This window comes from Planktothrix serta PCC 8927, from assembly GCF_900010725.2.
Lineage (GTDB): Bacteria > Cyanobacteriota > Cyanobacteriia > Cyanobacteriales > Microcoleaceae > Planktothrix > Planktothrix serta.
This window is the reverse complement of record NZ_LR734844.1, coordinates 274,615-291,516: the sequence shown is the minus strand read 5'-3', so window position 1 is coordinate 291,516 and position 16,902 is coordinate 274,615. Positions and strand designations below refer to the sequence as shown.

Here is a 16,902-nt window from a genome sequence, read left to right as displayed (position 1 = left end):
GTGGCCTAGCTCCCATGAATCTTTTACCCACTGCTGGGGGAAACTAGAACTGTGCAGCAGAACCGCATAGATTCAATTGTCAAGGTTCAGTGTTCTGCCGTTAAGCAACTAGGTTTTTAGACAGGTTGTTTACCTTTTCCTGTTACTGGAAATAGTACCAGGATCAGATGTCAATAGACAACCCACCAATATAAAGCCGTCCTCCGCTATCGCTAAAGAGCTTGCCCTGAGCCTGTCGAAGGGACGGGGTTTTAAACCCAATTTTTCGATAACTGAAACAACAAATCTGGTTTTCCTTTAGAGTGGCTTGGAAGCGATAATGATTGGGACTTAAGGATTGAGAGGTGATCTTTAAGGTACAACCGGGCAGAAGTTGTAAATCCTCTGGAGTCAGATGTCGCAACCGTTCGGGATCTTGGCCAGCCCCTTGCACCGCAGCAATATTTTGGGGCATATAATATTGGGCTTCTAAACTAGACTCAGAATTACAGGACTGGCGCAACTGAATAAACCGAGGACGATAGGGTTGATTCAGGTTAACAATATTGGCTTGTTCGGCAAATAGTACCAAACTGGGTTCGGGAAACAAGAATACGGGAACCGGACGTTGCCATAGGCGCAGATGGACGTACCACACGGGATCAGCTAAGGCTTGAGCTTGATTATCGAACTCTCCCGCCATATATTCGGCTAAAGCTCGCAGTTGAGGAGATAAGATCATTGGGATTCTGAGTCGTTTTGGAATTTGTAAACTTCAAAATCTGGGACACCCAAAAAATTAACGATTCGGAGCCAGAAGTTCAACACAATCTTCCCTATTTCTGTTGGGATCAATGGCGACTCCAACCCCCAATTCTATGATACAATCAAGCAATCTTGTATAATGTCACCCTAAGCGAAAACTAAGCTGAGTGGGCAGTGTAGCAGAAAAAAATGGGTCTTGGGAACCCGGACTCCTGCTGGTGGTGGGAATGTCAGACCAAAAGAACTACGGAGTTTTTGAGGCAATTCCCTGTGAAGTCACCAAGCCCACTCCATCAGCGTAGCGTTGGAGATTGGGTAGTTCACAATGATATTTAGTCCCTTTTAAGATTGGCTTGTGAATAACATCCGCACGGTTTCAGATACAAAGCGTACTTTTTACAGTCTACACACTCGCCCCATCAATTCGATCTATCGTCGTGTGATTGAGGAGTTGATGGTGGAAATGCACTTACTCTCGGTCAATGTTGATTTTAGCTATGACCCCATTTATGCCTTGGGTGTGGTCACAGCTTTTGATCGCTTTATGCAAGGGTATCTTCCCGAATCTGATCAAGAATCGATTTTTAATGCCCTGATCAAAGCTGAACAAGACGACCCCCAACGGTATCGGGGTGAGGCTCAACACTTACAAGAATTAGCCAAAAATCTATCGGTTAAAGATTTAATTGCTAGTTTAAAGTCTCCTGCTGAGGGGACGGCGACTGAGTGGTTAGGAGATTTGCAGGCGATCGCAATTAATCCTAAATTAAAATACAGTCGTTTGTTTGCCATTGGATTATTTACCCTCTTAGAACAAGCTGATCCAAGTGGGATTCAAGACAAAGCCACAAGAGAACAAATCTTATCTCAACTGGCTGAAGCTTTACACCTACCTCAAGACAAACTGCTCAAGGATTTAGATCTCTATCGCAGCAATCTTGAAAAAGTTGCACAAGCTCGGCTCATGATTGAAGAAATGACCCAAGCGGAACGGAAAAAACGGGAACAACGAGCGAATGAAGCCGTTGGAGCCTCCGCACCGGATACGTCTAATTAGATTCCGAGAACAGAAGCCCGGTTTCGGTGAACTCCCCACACTGACCTAGGGATCTAGGGGTACAGTGTGGGCTTCCGAATTCATAGAGAGATTAATTTTGAGCCATTCCCCTAACTGATGGTGCGTTCATAATTTTGGGCATAGGTTTGTAATAAAGCACTAACTTGGGACAATACGGTATCGCCACTGGCTTTACCCAGAACAGTTTGATTTTGGGCTGCGCGGTTGAGGTTGCGTTCAATCGCCGCTTTGATCTGATTAGAAATCAATATTTGTAGTTCTTCTTTCGCTCTTGATCGTTGAAATTGGGCTCCTTCCTCCGTTGTGGCATAAAGGGGAGGAAGACGATTTAACGCATAGGCGGCAATATCTCCCACATCTAGGCTTTGTTCGCTATTTTCTTCAATTTCTGCAACCCTAGCGATGGCTTCACTGAGGACTAACTCCTCCATGACATTAATAAATTGTTTCCGGGGTAAAACAACAACTTCACCCGTTAACAAAGCTCCCATCAACCGATCCAGAGCCATATATTCTTCAATAGACAGTTCTGATGCGGTGTTACAAATTCGTCCAACCTCTGCCTCCATCGAGGGGGTTAGATAACCATCTCCCAATGCTTGCTCAACAATCTTTTCAATACTCATAATGCTTTTACACTTGGCATCATTGTTATTTTTTTAACTGAATCTTGCCTAAATATTCCCTAAAAAAGGCTTTTTGATTTCTTCGCTGCTGCAATCGAGACAGAAAGAGGGGAAACGAGAGTTACCTGAATTGTCAAATAGGAATTAGGATACTCAGGGAATTAGGCTGAACTGAGCCATAATTAGCTTTCTGTTTTTTCAACATTGGCTAAGAATATCATCTTTCTTCCCCCTTGAAGACCCCCATTGAAGAATAACTCAGGTCAGTGGTGGGTTGTTGACATTCACCCTATGGCTACTTCTTCTAGGATACCATTGCCAAGTTGATGCCCATTTAACCTGAGTGATCCCAAAAAATCTGACTTCAATCCATCGCTGCATATCGCCAGGGAACCGGATCAACCGCTTGACCCTGCACATAAAGTCCCCAATGGAGATGGGGGCCTGTTGAAGCCCCAGATGATCCTACCGCACCAATGACTTGACCCGCTTGCACAAAATCCCCCTCCTTAACATCAATCCGGCTGAGGTGCATCAAAATACTCGCCACCCCTTGACCGTGATCCAGACCAATAACATTGCCATGAATTTCAAATCCCTGGGATTCTCGCCCTACCAGGGCCACTCGTCCAGCCGCTGGTGCAACCACAGGCGATCCCATACCCCCAGCATAATCTACCCCACGATGATAATAGTCCTCGGCAAAATCCCCGTTGTAGTAACGACGCACGCCATAAATCGTGGTGATTTCACCGGAATTGGGACGTAAAAATGCACCTTTCCAATATTTTTCCGGGGTAACGAGGGCTTTAAACGCATCGACGCGATCAAATTCGTGATCGGTGCCCTGGAGGTCTTCTTTATCGGGAGGGAGCCAAATTGACTGGGTAGGAAAGGAGCGATCGCGCAATTGTACCGTTAAATTCTGTACCTGTGACCCATCATTAACTTGCAGGGACTTTGTTCCCGGCTGATCTAAAGGGGTAGTCGGTAATAAAGCCCGCATTCGGTTAGGGCCAATAGCAAACATCGGGTAGGTTTTACCCTGCCAATTAACGGTGGGTGGGTTCGGTGAACTGGCGGACTCCAACACCACAGAGAGAGTATCCCCCAACTCAGGAGAGGAGGGATTAACTCGTACCTGGGCAGCGAATCCTGGAAGGGCCAGAACGATTGCAACCGTGATCAGGCTTAACATTAACGACTTGAGCCACCTAGGCACTTTCAGTCTCATCTTGCTCTCTCCAAGGTTGATCGGTTTTCCCCCTAAAATTTTAAGGCTAATGCCGAATTCTTCACAATTTTAGTATGCTGAGAATAAGTAACAGAATGTTACATTTAATCATTTCGTTTTAAGATAAACCGTGCCAGAAGACTTTCGCTTAATTGTAGATTTAGTCCTTGTCCTTGTCGCTGCAACCGTCGGAGGACTTTTAGCATCGTTAATCCGACAACCCGCGATTCTGGGTTATTTGATTGGGGGAATGATTGTTGGCCCCAGTGGATTAGGCTTGATCAAAGAATTAGTTCAAGTGGAAACCCTGGCTCAATTTGGAGTAGCCTTTCTTCTATTTGCCTTGGGGGTAGAATTTTCCTTGGCGGAGTTGAAAAAAGTCCAGGCAATTAGTTTAGGAGGAGGAGGGTTACAAATTGTCTTTACGGTATTAATTACCGCCCTCGCAACAGGAATTTTAGGTTGGGATACTTCTCCGATTCAAGGCATCTTTTTAGGGGCAATTTTATCCCTATCTTCAACGGCCGTTGTCCTGAAATGTTTGATGGAACGCAATGAAATGGCGACCCCTCAAGGACAGGTAATGCTAGGGATTTTAGTCGTACAGGATTTAGCATTAGGGTTAATGTTAGCAGTGTTACCTGCTTTAAATCAACCCCAAGGAGGCGTGATTTTTGAAGCGGTGGGGCGATCGCTTTTATTAATTGGATTATTTGCATTAGGGGCAATTATTGCGGGGATTTGGGTGATTCCTCGGTTATTACGATTTTTAGCTAAAACCGAAAGTCGAGAACTATTTTTATTAGGGGTTGTGGCGTTATGTTTAGGAATTGCGCTGTTAACAGAACATTTAGGATTTTCGATTGAAATGGGGGCTTTTGTTGCCGGGTTAATGATTTCTGAGGTAGAATATGCCGATCAAACCTTAACTTATGTTGAACCTATTCGTGATATTTTTGCCGCTTTATTTTTTGTCGCGGTGGGAATGCTAATTGATCCGGTATTTCTTTGGCAACATTTAGAACTGATTATCGGATTAATGTTGCTAATTGTCGCCGGAAAAACCTTAATTATTATTCCGATTGTTAAATTATTTGGCTATTCTTGGAGAACGTCTATTATCACCGGATTAGGATTAGCTCAAATTGGAGAATTTTCGTTTGTTTTAGCCAGTGCTGGACAAAGTTTAGGGTTAGTTTCCCGACGGATTTATTTATTAATTGTGGGAACAACAGCCCTCACCTTAATTATTACCCCGTTTATTTTACAATTTGCTCCTAAATTGTTAGATTGGATGGAGGAAAAATGGGACTTATCTAATCTTTTAGAAAACAGTCGAAAAATTACGGATATTGCTGAAAATTTTCCCCAACAAAATCATATTATTGTTTGTGGGTATGGACGAGTTGGGCGCAATTTAGTTCGACTTTTACAAAGTCATAATTATTCCGTTGTCGTGATTGATCAATCGGAACAAGCTGTACAAGAATTAAGAAATAATAACATTCCTTATTTATATGGAAATGCGGCAAGTTTGCACGTTTTAGAAACCGCAGGGGTGGATCGGGCTATCTCAATGGCGATCGCTATTCCTGACCCAATGAGTACCCGATTATGCTTAAAGCGATCGTTAGAATTTTCGCCTAATTTAGATGTAATTGTGATCGCGGATCGGGATAAGGATATTGAACTTCTGTATCAATTGGGTGCAAAAGAAGTGGTACAACCTGAATTTGAAGCGAGTTTAGAATTATCAACTCATTTATTAACAAGAATGGGTTTAACTGGAGATAAAATTCAACAGGAAATGCAAAAAATTCGTCAAAGTCAGTATTCAGATTTTCGCCCTAAAAAATCCCCTCAAGAAGTGGCGCGAGATTTACAGCAAGCAACTCAAGAAATGAATAGTAAATGGTATGCGTTACCTCCGAGTTCTCCCTTAACGGGAATGACTTTGGAAGAAAGTAATATTCGTCCGATGACGGGAATTAGTGTGATGGCAATTCGACGTTCTACGGGGGAAGAAATTGATTATCCTGATGGTCAAGCGCGTTTAGAAAAAGATGATAAATTATTAGTTGTGGGGGAAACAGCCGCCTTAACAACGTTAGATCAATTGGCGAAAGGAGAGGTTACAATTCCGGCGGAAAGTATTTCTTGTCAGTGGTTAAATATTCCTGAAAATAGCCCGGTGATCGGTAAACCGTTATCGAAATTAGATTTAGCGAGTCGGTTTAGGGTACAAGTTCAAGCCTTACGTCGAGACGATAAATTTCATCGCTGGCCGAGTCGAAATTTGGATTTAGAAGCAGGCGATCGCTTATTACTTTGTGGGAGTTTTCATGATTTAAACCAAGCCAGACGAGAAATGATTCCGATTAATCTTCCTTCCCTCAAAGCTCTAAAAGAAAAAGAAAAAGAGAAAGAAATAGATGAAGATTTAACTCTTAAAAATTAAGGGAATTAACGGTTTAAAGTTGAATTAAAACCATTGTCCTCCTCGAAAACGCCAGTAAGGACATAAAATTCTGATCAGACTTTGAGAGGTAATAAAAATAGCAATCCAAACACAACTATAATGGAAAATAAATAATCCCAGATTAAATTCTGTTGGAGAAATACCGGGTAAACCGATGATTTTGATCAAGGTTAGTAAAAACAAAGCTTCCCAAATTCCTGCTAATAATTGAAAAGCACCAGGCCAATCTCGATCCCAGCGAAATTTTTGAATTTTGATATAGAAAATATCCCAGAAAAAGCCAAAACAGGTAATATATCCTAAAATCCAAAAGTAAATTGATCGGGGTTGATCACCCGTTTGTAACCCAACAAAGGCTAAGGTTACTAAAACACCAACGGTTGCAAAGAGAAAAAGACGAGTTTGCCAGCGTCCGATTAAGGTTGGAGTCATGGGGGTAAAAATTGAAGATTTTAGAAAAGATTATTGTAAATTTTTGTTAAAGGTTATCATTTTATCTGCCTCTGATAGCTGTAGAATATTATAATGTGAATTGATAGCATTGCACCCGGATTGAGCGCCCATCGTGTTAGTTATGGGCGTTTTTTTATCATAATATTTATTATTTTAATTACTAATAATATTAATACTATTGGGTGGGACAACTACTTTAACCTGATCACCAAGGGTAAAACGTTGTAGATCATCTCGATGCCAATTTTGCCAGCGAATCATGATTAAAGTTTGATCAGTTAAACGCACAGCATAACGGGTATCTGTTCCCAGATAAATTGATTCTTCAATGATTCCTTTCCAAGCTTCTACATTTTGATAATCTCCCCTATTTTGATCAGTATTAGCATAGAGAGTGGCTTTTTCTGGACGGATGATTAAATTGATTATTTGTCCTTCTATAACAGGTTGAGAAGTTGTTAGATGAATAGAAAGTTGTTCATCTACTAAAACCGTGATTTGTTGTCCTTGGATTTGGGTAACTCGTCCCGTCAAAAAGTTAGTTTCTCCAATGAAATCTGCAACAAATTTAGTCTGAGGATATTCATAAATTTCTAGGGGGGTTCCTACTTGTAATAATTCTCCATGATTCATGACCCCAATTCGATCAGACATGGTTAACGCTTCTTCTTGATCATGGGTTACATAAATAAAAGTAATGCCTAATTGTTTCTGCATTTTTTTAAGTTCTAACTGCATTTCTTTTCGCAGTTTTAAATCTAAAGCACCCAAGGGTTCATCAAATAATAACACCTTTGGCTGTTTAACTAATGCTCTCGCTAACGCCACCCGTTGTTGCTGTCCACCGGAAAGTTGACGGGGATAACGAGTTTGAAAATCGGTTAATTTAACTAAAGATAATGCGTCTGTAACTCGGCTCTTAATTTGGGGACGAGACACATTTTCCATTTCCAGTCCAAAAGCAACATTTTCCGCAACAGTTAAATGGGGAAATAAGGCATAATTTTGAAAAACGGTATTGACTGGACGATAAAAAGGGGGACGATTTTTCATCGGTTGTTGATGAATTAAAATTTCCCCAGAAGTGGGAAGTTCAAATCCAGCAATCATTCTTAATGTTGTTGTTTTTCCACAACCTGATGGCCCTAATAAGGAGAAAAATTCTCCGGTTTTGATTTCTAAATTCAATTGGTTAACAGCTAGAAATTCTTTACTATTTAATCCTTTAAATAATTTAGAAACATTCAATAATTCAACAGCAGAATTCATAGGAAAAAAGGAGAGAAGGGGAGCAGTTGTAGGGTGCGTAAGAGCTTCTCGCACGCACCAAAAGAGTCAATAATTAACCATTTTTTATTTTCCCACACCGACTTTAACTTCTGTCCAAGCTTCATCATAGAATTTAGTAGCTTCTCCTACATCTTGCAGATATTGGAGTTTATTAAAAATTTCAGCAGGGGGATAAATCCCCGGATTTTTTAAGTTTTCAGCTTCAATTAATTTCTGATCAATGGCTACTTTATTAGGGGAAGCATAATCAATAAAATTGGAAATTTTAGCACTATTTTCGGGTTCTAAAACAAAGTTAATAAAGGTTTCCGCGAGTTTTTTATTGGGTGCGCCTTTGGGGATGACCATATTATCCATCCCAATAATACTTCCCTCTTTGGGGATAACATAACGCAAATCAGGATTTTCTGCCATAACTTGAAAAATATCCCCACTATATTCCATTGTTAAAGTCACTTCTCCTTGATTTAATAATTGTTGACCTGTATCGGGTGCAAATGCAGCAATATTATCTTTATTTTTAATTAGGAAATCTCGTGCTTTTTGGATTTCTTCGGGATTTTTCGTATTAGGACTATAGCCTAAATACATGAGAATAGCCCCCATTGTATGGCGCATATCATCTAATAAACTGACTTTACCTTGATATTTTGGATCTACTAAGGCTGACCAGCTATTAATTTCTTCTCCGGTTTTTTTAATATTATAACCAATTCCTAGGGTAATCCATTGATAGGGAATACTATATTTATTTCCGGGGTCATAGGGGGGATTAAAAAAATTAGGTTCAATATTTTTGATATTAGGAATATTATCACCATTCAATTCTTCTAACATCTGTTCATTGATCATAATTTTAACCATATAATCAGGAGGAAATGCGACATCATAACCAGGGTTTCCGGCTTTTAATTTAGCATAAAGGCTTTCCGCACTATCATAAGTATCATAATTGATTTTAACTTGATATTTTTGCTCAAAGGCTTTTAAGACTTCCGGGTCAATATAGGTTGACCAGTTATATAAATTGAGAACATTAGCGGTAGGGGTAGTTTGGGGTGCGTTAGATTGATTAGCGGTGCAACCAAAGGGTAAAAATACACCTAAACAGAATAGCAGAATTAAGGTTAAAATTCGTTTCATGTTGGAGAAATTAATATTAAAATTTAAGGTAAACAAGGGATATTTTAATTTTAAACTGAATGGGATATAAAAACAAGTCTTTTTAATTTTTGACCGTAGCTTTATCTTGCAATTTCAAAGATGAGATCACGAATAAAAGAGAAGCCAGTAACATTAAAGTTGAAATAGCATTAATGACTGGAGTGATGGACAATTTGATCATTCCATAAACAAATAAAGGCAGAGTTGTTGCGCCGACTCCGGTAGTAAAAAAGGTGACAACAAAATCATCCAACGATAGGGTAAAGGCTAACAAAGCACCGCTTAAAATCGCAGGAAAAATCAAAGGAAAGGTAATTCGCCAAAAGGTTTTCCATTCATTTGCTCCTAAGTCTAAAGCGGCTTCTTCCAAGGCTGGATCTAAGTCAGCTAAACGCGCTCTTACTGTAACCGTAATAAAGGCAATACTAAAGGTTGCATGACTAATAATTACCGAAGGTAAGCCTAAAGTCAAGCGAATTCCAGTCAGATTTTCAAGAATTCTAAAAACTAACGTAAAAAACACTAACAGGGAAACTCCTAATGTGATTTCAGGAATAATAATGGGTAACAATAATAACGCTTCTAAAAATTTAGACCCAGGAAACCGAAAACGTTCTAAAGCTAATGCCATCATTGTTCCTAAAAGGCTGGCAATTAAAGTTGAAGCAATGGCAATAATTAAACTATTTTGTAGCGATCCCCAGAGGTTTTGAGTAGAAATATCTGCGGTACTTTCGGTTAAGCCACTGAATAACTTTTGATACCATTTTAATGTAAATCCTGTCCAATTAGCATTAAACCGAGAGGCATTAAATGAATAAATAATTAAAATTAAAATCGGTAAGTAAAGAAAGGTAAAGCCGAGGGTAGCCTGTATCCCTAATCCTGTTTTTCCCCAGGTATGAATCAATTTATCAAGGGTTTTTGTGTTCATAATTTTAATATAAATTAAATAGAGGTTTCTGTATTAGAACTCCGAAAATAAATGATAACCGGAATTAAGACTAATATCATTAATCCCATTGATAACGCCGATCCAAAGGGCCAATTACGGGCTTGTAAAAATTGATTTTGAATTAAATTTCCGACCATAACTGTTTTTGCCCCTCCGAGAATATCCGGGGTAATAAATGCACCTAAAGCCGGGATAAAAACTAGAATAGACCCGGCAATAATTCCGGGGGTAGTTAAGGGTAAAATAATTCTGAAAAATGTTCTAATATCATTTGCACCCAAATCATGAGCAGCTTCAACTAAAGAAAAGTTTAATCGTTCAATTGTTGCATAGAGAGGAAGAATCATAAAGGGTAAATACCCATAAATTAAACCCACGATAACCGCAAAGGGAGTAAACAGTAAATTAAGGGGCTCTTGAATTAAATTTAAACTTTGGAGCCAGGTATTAATCACGCCTTCAGAACGTAAAATAATCATCCAAGCATAGGTTCTAACCAGAAAGTTTGTCCAGAAGGGAATAATCACTAAAAATAATAACAAATTTCGCCAACGGGGAGAAGAAGTAGCAATAAAAAAGGCTAAGGGATAACCAATTATTAAACAAATTAAGGTGGTTAAAGCAGCAAGTCCCAGCGATCGCCCAAAAATATTTAGGTATAAATCATTCGCTAACCGTTGATAATTTCTGAGAGTAAATTCCCAGGCTACACCTCCATAAGTTCCCCGTTCTAAAAAACTATAAATTAAGACAATAACCAGAGGAATAACAAAGAAAATCAGTAACCAAATTGTAGGAGGAAGTAATAAGATTAATAAGTTTCTGGTTTTTCGGGTTTCAAGGCTGGAATTAGACGATTTTTGCGGGAAGAAAGCCATAAATTAAAATTAAGAATATTAGATTAAAGGGGTTAGGAGTTTAGCAGAGGACAGATCAAGCTTCAAGAGTTGATTTCAGAACCCAGATAAGCTATCATGCAACCGGAAAACATTATCCAGCTAAAATTTGCTGTCAGTTACCGTGCAAACGCTTCACCTACCTGAATCAAGTCATCCACTGGTCAAATCCCTATTTCATCATAAAGACCAGGAATTGTTAACTCTGTTTCAGAATTATCCTGATCAGGGTAAATACTTTGTTGCTATTTTCTGCCGCTATGGTTTAATTGTCTATACTTTAATTCGTCATTCAGTGCGATCGCCTGTACAAGCGGATTATTTATTTTCTCAAACCTGGCGACATATTTTTTATGAAATGCGACCGTTAAATTTAAGGGAACAAGACAATACAGACGGGGGAACCACGCTACAAAATTGGTTAATTAATGTTACCGCAGTCTGTATTAATCAAGCGGATTTACCCCCCGTTGAATCCATTCAATATTCTTTATCCGCCGCACCTCCTCCTCTGTGGTGTTATGTGGGATTAGTATTAGATCGAATGGAACCTTTATTAAGGTTAATTCTGGTCATGGCTCAAACTTTTCATTGGAGTGAAACTCGGATTTCTGCCTATTTACAAGCCGAGGGAGAGTCTGTTTCTCCAATTGAAGTTAAAGAGCTATTAAAAGGAGCTTATCGTACTTTGGAGGAAAATTTACCTGCGGATATCCGGGAAATTTATTGGCATGAAAAGATCCTAGGTTCTCAATTAGAACCGGATCTCGATCAACAAATTTTAAAGCCTTAAATTAGAGGGGCAGATCCTCATCGAAATCAATTCAAAAATACGCTTCCCGATTCCGTAATATTGAGGGATTTGGTATCAATATTAAAATCGTTGGTGACTTCAAATTCTACTTCTAAAACCCCAGGAGAAGCTTGCTTAGGTCTAACCAGTAATAAACCTCCATCTTGTCGCCGATAGGTTAAGGTAATCGGAGGTGAACCTTGCACTTCAATCGTGGAATTTTTGACTAACCATTCTTCACGAGTTCCCCCAATTAGTTGATATTGGATGGGTACGTTAGCATTATTAATTAATTTAATCATCACGACTCCATTCACCGCACCAACTCTTGCACTTGGCAAGGGAAATTGAGGAGGAATATCCTCTTTTTCTGAGTTAGAGGTAGAATTGGGTTGGGTTGTTGCAGGTGCAGCTTGGGGTTGCACGGGCTTACCGGGAGGGGGGCCACCCGCTAATGCAATTGCGGATAAACTGGTGAACACTCCACCAATGGCAAATAATAAGACTATCAAGCGGGATACAGTTCCGTTCATCATCCATCATCCTTTAATCTTTACAAAATTTGGGATCAGTTGATGTGATCTAGTTTAAGCCAAATTCACAATTTGAGGAGGGGATTCGGCTTTTGTTCAAATTCTCCAGAGAAACCGAGTTTGTTCAAGTCGCCAAGTTTCTAATTCATGGGTTTTCACAATGGATTGAGACTTGCTCTATAATGGGCATATTATCCTGATCCGATTCCCCCAAATAGGTAACAGGTTAGAACACTATTTTGTGATCATTTTAGCTATGAAATTTCTCAAAAAGTTCTCGGTTTTTATCTTAGCATTGAGTGTTTTTGTTATCTCTATTTTAACACTCACTCAACCGATGTTTGCCTCTCGCTCTACTCATCGATTAATGGCTCAATTTATGCCCATTATTCCCGCTAAAATCGCCTTTTTAAAACCTCAAATTACCCCAAATTATCGGGTTAAACAACCCGTCAGCCTGAATCAAATTTCTATCACCTTAGCTCCAAATTGGACAACAGATCACAGTAACACCCCGATAGCAGGATGCAATTGTCCTCAATGTCAATTGGTCGTTTAATTTAACTCAGCGATAAAAACCTGGTTTCTCAAAGAAACCGGGTTTTTGGGTATATCTCAGAACTCTTTAGCCGTTTTAACCCAATGTTCAATTCCTTTTTGAGTCGGTTTACCCGTCGGGGTAAATGTCCAAATACTTCGTTTTTGTTGGGGGCCGTAACTAATATGAATCGGGCGATTTTTCCCATAAAAATAGAGAGAATCAAAAGGAAGTTTTTGTTTTAAAATCCAATCCACTAATTGATCACTCTCTAACTCTCGAATTATAAAATCACAAGCCGCCCCTAATCGTTGACAATAATATTTCCCATTTTTTTTAACTTCATGGGCAATATGTTGATCAAGGTTAGGAGCAACTCGACCATTTTTTAATCCGGTAATCGGATCTTTTTTATCTAAATAAACTCTTAATTCATGGGAACAAAAACCATAGGTAAGTTGAAATCTAGCTAGACTAAAATAATCAATAACCGGGTCAATAATATAATAATTTAACGCTTTTAATGCTTGAATTGATTCTTCTGAATTCGGATAGGGATTAATTTTATCTGAATATTTTTGATAAGTATTTGTACAGGTGCAAAAATCATTTAAGTTGAGATATTTTCCTAATTGAAGGTCTTTCATGGGCAATTGACTCGATTTTTGATTATCATATAATTGATAATAGCCGAATGCGAAACGACCGGAGCTAGTTTTGTAGTTAACCGAAACACGTTATCTTCTAAGCCAGAACGATTATGTCTAACCGAACAGAAACCTCACTCACCCAGGAACTTCAAAGCCATATCCTCATTTTAGGCGGAATTGTGGCGTTGCTGTGGATCATTGAAATTATTGATTTTTTTGTATTTAGAGGCGCGTTAAATCGCTTAGGGATTCGTCCCCATCATGTTCAAGGGTTAGAAGGTATTTTCTTTGCCCCCTTTTTACATGGAAATTTCCGTCATTTAGCCGCCAATACTTTACCCTTGATCACACTGGGTTGGTTTGTGATGCTGCGGGATGTTAAAGACTTTTTTGTAGTCACATTCATCACCATGATTGTTAGTGGTTTAGGAGTGTGGTTATTCGGCTCTCCCTATACCATTCATATTGGGGCGAGTGGCGTTATTTTTGGATATTTAGGATTTTTACTATTAAGAGGATTTTTTGAACGCAGTTTCGTTTCTATTGTCTTATCTTTACTGGTAGGTTGGCTGTATGGAGGCTTAATTTGGGGTGTTTTACCCTCACAATATGGGATTTCTTGGCAAGGGCATTTATTTGGATTTATCGGCGGTGTCTTCGCTGCACAAATGCTGGCAAAATCTCATCGAAGTAAAGAATAATTAGATTTACCCAAAATCCCGAAATTTAGGTATAATTAGTATAAATCCCTCTATAACAGAGTTAAAATTCTGCTCGTAGAGGGTATTAATTTTATGTCAAAACAACAATTGTAAAAGATTAAATGGACTGGCTTTTTATTTCAGGAAATTGGGTTTTAATTCCTCCGCGTCCTCAAGCTATAGTGCATTTTTTGGGCGGGGCATTTGTGGCAACAGCACCGCATTTAACCTATCGTTGCTTATTAGAAGAATTAGCACAGCAAGGTTATGCAATTGTTGCGACTCCTTTTGTAAATACCCTCGATCATACAACTATTGCTCAAGAGGTTTTATGGACATTTGAAGATGGTTTAGAAGATTTATATGATCGGCAATTATTAAAACGGCGAGGTTTACCCATTTATGGATTAGGACATAGTATGGGGTGTAAAGTTCATTTATTAATCGGTTCGTTATTTCCCATAGAAAGATCGGGAAATGTTTTAATGTCATTTAATAATTATGCCGCCCGTCAATCGATTCCCTTAGTTGAACAACTTTCTCAAGTGATGGCTGTAGAATTTACTCCCTCTCCTGAAGAAACAAACCGTTTAGTGGGCGATCGCTATCAAATTCGACGAAATCTTTTAATTAAATTCTCTAAAGACACAATTGATCAAACTTCTAACTTACATCAAATTTTAGATCAACGGTTTCCAGGGTTAACAACCTTGCAAAAACTCAACGGAGATCATCAAACTCCCCTCGGTCAAAATGTTAGCTGGTCAGTGGGAGAAACCTTTACCCCCTTCGATGCCATTGGTCAATGGATGAAACAAGCGGTTTATCAAGATTTGAATCAACTTAAAAAACAGATTTTATATTGGTTAAATCCTTTAATGTCTGTTTAAATCGGTATTCAGTAGAGAGGTTCAATTTAACGTCTCTACTATTTGATCATGATTAGGGAACTAATTGGGAATTATTACGTCTAACGGTAGGCGTTGGTGAGATCCCATCTGCCACGATCTCAGAATCAACTCAAAAATTAATTTCAGAAACCATTGCCGGGAATAATAGGGTTAAAGGCAAAAAAAATACCAATTCTGAGTTTCCTTATCCTGATTTTTGTGTCGAGTATTATTCAGGTTAGGGTCAAATCTTTGTGTCAATATTTTTACAGCTAAGTTAAGAAAAAATTAATTTTATTTTCATATTAAATCCGGTTCATGAGTCCTTGATGCTTAACTTCTCCTATCCCCACAGATAGGGAAGATTTTCCAGAAATAGAATACCTTATGCTAACGGATTTCTGATGAATAATTCTTAATTTGTTAAGATTATTCTTCGTTTTGTAACAGATTTTACCAACGATTTCGAGGCATCCCTACGGAGTTATTGCTCCAGAGAATTTATCAGTATTTATTCAGAGAATTTATTTGCGGATCAATCCGGACAATTCTTCGGATACTGGTATGTAGGGATAGTAGTTTTCAGGCAACTTAAACCTGAGATCTCAAACACTTAAGGTGCAAGAGGAATCAAGAGTTGCTTTACAACTGTAACATCCAAAAAAACACCGAATCAATTGTGATATTCATAATTTGCTCTCTCAAGTATTACAAGTTTGTAAGCTTGTCTCTGATTTTTCTCCAGCCCCTACCTAAAAGGCTTGGGGTTGAAACTTTAAGTGGTCGAGATTTCAACTCCAAGAACCTGTGGCTTTATTACCCCATCATCACAAGCTAGGTTGTTACTATGTCTTTACCCTGTCAAAATCCAACGGAGCCCGCTCTTATAAAAACCGATCCTGAGTCGAAAGATGGTGGGTTCATTATAGAAGGCTTTATCGATAAATCTAACAATCTGATTGGTTCTCTGGGCAGTGATCAGATCGTCCTGGGTAATGAGGATGATGGAGCCTGCGCTGGAGATGAAGATGATGTTATTCTAGCCTTCCAAGGTAACGATAAACTATACGGAGAAGATGGGAATGACACCATCTATGCTGGCAAAGGAAACGACACCATTGATGGTGGTGGTGGGGATGATTTCATCTTTGGAGATGAAGGAGATGACCTGATTTTTGGTGGGGATGGCAATGATGTTTTGTTTGGTAATCAAGGCGCTGATTCTATTATTGCAGGCTCTGGTAATGATACCGTCTACGCCGGAAAAGATAATGACACTGTAGATGGGGGAGAAGGCGATGACTTATTATATGGAGATCTGGGTGATGATGTTGTTTCCGGCGGGGTAGGAAATGATTTCATCTATGGTGGTGAAGGCCAGGATAGCCTAATGGGTGGAGAAGGCAATGACACCTTGTATGGGGGTAAGGGCCAAGATACTATCATCGGTGGAGATGGGAATGACTACCTGAGTGGAGATAAAGGAAATGACAGTTTAATTGGCGGTTTAGGTGCAGATACATTCAGTTTTGTCTTTACAGGCGAATCAACACCCAATAGTATTACAAAAGTATTTGGATTAGATACCCTCACTGATTTTAATGTCTCAGAAGACGAGATTTTCCTAGATGCAAATTTATTTAATGCTATTAGTACACAAACAGACGGTTCTCTTCAGTCGGGAGAATTGACTGTCATTGCCAATTTTAATCCCAACAATTCTTTAGTTGCGGGTAATGACAACCTTGTCTATGACAATGTAACCGGAACATTGTATTACCTCGATCAACAAGGACAAGCAACACCTGTGATTCAAATGGGTACTAACTTGAATCTCAGTGATGATAACTTCCGCTTAATTTAAGCAAAAATCGATCC

General features: G+C 39.1%; 18 protein-coding genes. 8 read left to right on the top strand and 10 right to left on the bottom strand.

Features of this window, described 5'->3' with window-relative positions:
• Positions 1 to 163: 163 nt before the first annotated feature.
• Positions 164 to 721, bottom strand: coding sequence for a chromophore lyase CpcT/CpeT (locus tag PL8927_RS06345; RefSeq protein WP_083618722.1), 558 nt, complete (start codon positions 719 to 721; stop codon positions 164 to 166).
• 190 nt (positions 722 to 911) lie between these two features.
• Here PL8927_RS06345 and PL8927_RS28810 point away from each other — a divergent pair, with 190 nt between their 5' ends.
• Both PL8927_RS28810 and psb29 read left to right on the top strand, forming a co-directional pair.
• Positions 912 to 1,046 carry a hypothetical protein gene (locus PL8927_RS28810; RefSeq protein ID WP_269322006.1) on the top strand — a complete coding sequence of 45 codons (135 nt, stop codon included), beginning with the start codon at positions 912 to 914 and terminating at the stop codon, positions 1,044 to 1,046.
• A gap of 53 nt (positions 1,047 to 1,099) precedes the next feature.
• Complete coding sequence (gene psb29, locus PL8927_RS06340) at positions 1,100 to 1,801, top strand: photosystem II biogenesis protein Psp29 (protein ID WP_083618720.1); 702 nt, start codon at positions 1,100 to 1,102, stop codon at positions 1,799 to 1,801.
• Positions 1,802 to 1,911: 110 nt separating this feature from the next.
• Here the strand turns inward: psb29 and PL8927_RS06335 are convergent, their stop codons facing one another.
• Both PL8927_RS06335 and PL8927_RS06330 read right to left on the bottom strand, forming a co-directional pair.
• Positions 1,912 to 2,448 carry a late competence development ComFB family protein gene (locus PL8927_RS06335; protein WP_083618718.1) on the bottom strand — a complete coding sequence of 179 codons (537 nt, stop codon included), beginning with the start codon at positions 2,446 to 2,448 and terminating at the stop codon, positions 1,912 to 1,914.
• 364 nt (positions 2,449 to 2,812) lie between these two features.
• Positions 2,813 to 3,682, bottom strand: a complete 870-nt coding sequence (locus PL8927_RS06330; protein WP_083618716.1) for a M23 family metallopeptidase — start codon at positions 3,680 to 3,682, stop codon at positions 2,813 to 2,815.
• 130 nt (positions 3,683 to 3,812) lie between these two features.
• Between PL8927_RS06330 and PL8927_RS06325 the strand changes: the two genes are divergently transcribed.
• Positions 3,813 to 6,140: a cation:proton antiporter domain-containing protein gene (locus tag PL8927_RS06325; protein WP_083618714.1), complete on the top strand. Its 2,328-nt coding sequence runs from the start codon at positions 3,813 to 3,815 to the stop codon at positions 6,138 to 6,140.
• 24 nt (positions 6,141 to 6,164) lie between these two features.
• Here the strand turns inward: PL8927_RS06325 and PL8927_RS06320 are convergent, their stop codons facing one another.
• The 5 genes from PL8927_RS06320 to PL8927_RS06300 form a co-directional block, all read right to left on the bottom strand.
• On the bottom strand, positions 6,165 to 6,593 hold the full coding sequence (locus PL8927_RS06320) for a hypothetical protein (protein ID WP_083618712.1): 429 nt from the start codon (positions 6,591 to 6,593) through the stop codon (positions 6,165 to 6,167).
• Positions 6,594 to 6,767: 174 nt separating this feature from the next.
• A complete protein-coding gene (locus PL8927_RS06315; protein WP_083618837.1) occupies positions 6,768 to 7,883 on the bottom strand; it encodes an ABC transporter ATP-binding protein in 1,116 nt (371 codons plus the stop codon).
• 84 nt (positions 7,884 to 7,967) lie between these two features.
• Complete coding sequence (locus PL8927_RS06310; RefSeq protein ID WP_083618710.1) at positions 7,968 to 9,047, bottom strand: polyamine ABC transporter substrate-binding protein; 1,080 nt, start codon at positions 9,045 to 9,047, stop codon at positions 7,968 to 7,970.
• Between the two features lie 82 nt (positions 9,048 to 9,129).
• Entirely contained in the window at positions 9,130 to 10,002 is an 873-nt protein-coding gene (locus tag PL8927_RS06305; RefSeq protein ID WP_083618708.1) for an ABC transporter permease, read from the bottom strand.
• 14 nt (positions 10,003 to 10,016) lie between these two features.
• On the bottom strand, positions 10,017 to 10,901 hold the full coding sequence (locus PL8927_RS06300; RefSeq protein ID WP_083618706.1) for an ABC transporter permease: 885 nt from the start codon (positions 10,899 to 10,901) through the stop codon (positions 10,017 to 10,019).
• Positions 10,902 to 11,043: 142 nt separating this feature from the next.
• Here PL8927_RS06300 and PL8927_RS06295 point away from each other — a divergent pair, with 142 nt between their 5' ends.
• Positions 11,044 to 11,712 (top strand): RNA polymerase subunit sigma-70, encoded by a 669-nt coding sequence (locus tag PL8927_RS06295; RefSeq protein ID WP_083618704.1) that lies wholly within the window; start codon positions 11,044 to 11,046, stop codon positions 11,710 to 11,712.
• A gap of 26 nt (positions 11,713 to 11,738) precedes the next feature.
• Here the strand turns inward: PL8927_RS06295 and PL8927_RS06290 are convergent, their stop codons facing one another.
• Complete coding sequence (locus PL8927_RS06290; RefSeq protein ID WP_231505931.1) at positions 11,739 to 12,245, bottom strand: hypothetical protein; 507 nt, start codon at positions 12,243 to 12,245, stop codon at positions 11,739 to 11,741.
• Between the two features lie 256 nt (positions 12,246 to 12,501).
• Between PL8927_RS06290 and PL8927_RS06285 the strand changes: the two genes are divergently transcribed.
• A complete protein-coding gene (locus PL8927_RS06285; RefSeq protein ID WP_083618700.1) occupies positions 12,502 to 12,804 on the top strand; it encodes a hypothetical protein in 303 nt (100 codons plus the stop codon).
• A 56-nt stretch (positions 12,805 to 12,860) separates the two neighbouring features.
• Here the strand turns inward: PL8927_RS06285 and PL8927_RS06280 are convergent, their stop codons facing one another.
• Positions 12,861 to 13,430 (bottom strand): hypothetical protein, encoded by a 570-nt coding sequence (locus PL8927_RS06280; protein ID WP_083618698.1) that lies wholly within the window; start codon positions 13,428 to 13,430, stop codon positions 12,861 to 12,863.
• A gap of 113 nt (positions 13,431 to 13,543) precedes the next feature.
• Between PL8927_RS06280 and PL8927_RS06275 the strand changes: the two genes are divergently transcribed.
• The 3 genes from PL8927_RS06275 (at position 13,544) to PL8927_RS06265 (ending at position 16,888) form a co-directional block, all read left to right on the top strand.
• The gene (locus PL8927_RS06275; RefSeq protein WP_083618696.1) at positions 13,544 to 14,134 is read left to right on the top strand and encodes a rhomboid family intramembrane serine protease; all 591 of its coding nucleotides are present in this window, start codon (positions 13,544 to 13,546) and stop codon (positions 14,132 to 14,134) included.
• Positions 14,135 to 14,256: 122 nt separating this feature from the next.
• Positions 14,257 to 15,024: a DUF1350 family protein gene (locus tag PL8927_RS06270; RefSeq protein WP_083618694.1), complete on the top strand. Its 768-nt coding sequence runs from the start codon at positions 14,257 to 14,259 to the stop codon at positions 15,022 to 15,024.
• A gap of 847 nt (positions 15,025 to 15,871) precedes the next feature.
• Entirely contained in the window at positions 15,872 to 16,888 is a 1,017-nt protein-coding gene (locus tag PL8927_RS06265; protein WP_083618693.1) for a calcium-binding protein, read from the top strand.
• Positions 16,889 to 16,902: the final 14 nt, after the last annotated feature.

Coding starts and splice junctions, on each gene's coding strand:
- PL8927_RS06345 (WP_083618722.1), bottom strand. CDS start 721: ATGATCTTATCTCCTCAACTGCGAGCTTTAGCCGAATATATGGCGGGA.
- PL8927_RS06335 (WP_083618718.1), bottom strand. CDS start 2,448: ATGAGTATTGAAAAGATTGTTGAGCAAGCATTGGGAGATGGTTATCTA.
- PL8927_RS06330 (WP_083618716.1), bottom strand. CDS start 3,682: ATGAGACTGAAAGTGCCTAGGTGGCTCAAGTCGTTAATGTTAAGCCTG.
- PL8927_RS06320 (WP_083618712.1), bottom strand. CDS start 6,593: ATGACTCCAACCTTAATCGGACGCTGGCAAACTCGTCTTTTTCTCTTT.
- PL8927_RS06315 (WP_083618837.1), bottom strand. CDS start 7,883: ATGAATTCTGCTGTTGAATTATTGAATGTTTCTAAATTATTTAAAGGA.
- PL8927_RS06310 (WP_083618710.1), bottom strand. CDS start 9,047: ATGAAACGAATTTTAACCTTAATTCTGCTATTCTGTTTAGGTGTATTT.
- PL8927_RS06305 (WP_083618708.1), bottom strand. CDS start 10,002: ATGAACACAAAAACCCTTGATAAATTGATTCATACCTGGGGAAAAACA.
- PL8927_RS06300 (WP_083618706.1), bottom strand. CDS start 10,901: ATGGCTTTCTTCCCGCAAAAATCGTCTAATTCCAGCCTTGAAACCCGA.
- PL8927_RS06290 (WP_231505931.1), bottom strand. CDS start 12,245: ATGAACGGAACTGTATCCCGCTTGATAGTCTTATTATTTGCCATTGGT.
- PL8927_RS06285 (WP_083618700.1), top strand. CDS start 12,502: ATGAAATTTCTCAAAAAGTTCTCGGTTTTTATCTTAGCATTGAGTGTT.
- PL8927_RS06280 (WP_083618698.1), bottom strand. CDS start 13,430: ATGAAAGACCTTCAATTAGGAAAATATCTCAACTTAAATGATTTTTGC.
- PL8927_RS06275 (WP_083618696.1), top strand. CDS start 13,544: ATGTCTAACCGAACAGAAACCTCACTCACCCAGGAACTTCAAAGCCAT.
- PL8927_RS06270 (WP_083618694.1), top strand. CDS start 14,257: ATGGACTGGCTTTTTATTTCAGGAAATTGGGTTTTAATTCCTCCGCGT.
- PL8927_RS06265 (WP_083618693.1), top strand. CDS start 15,872: ATGTCTTTACCCTGTCAAAATCCAACGGAGCCCGCTCTTATAAAAACC.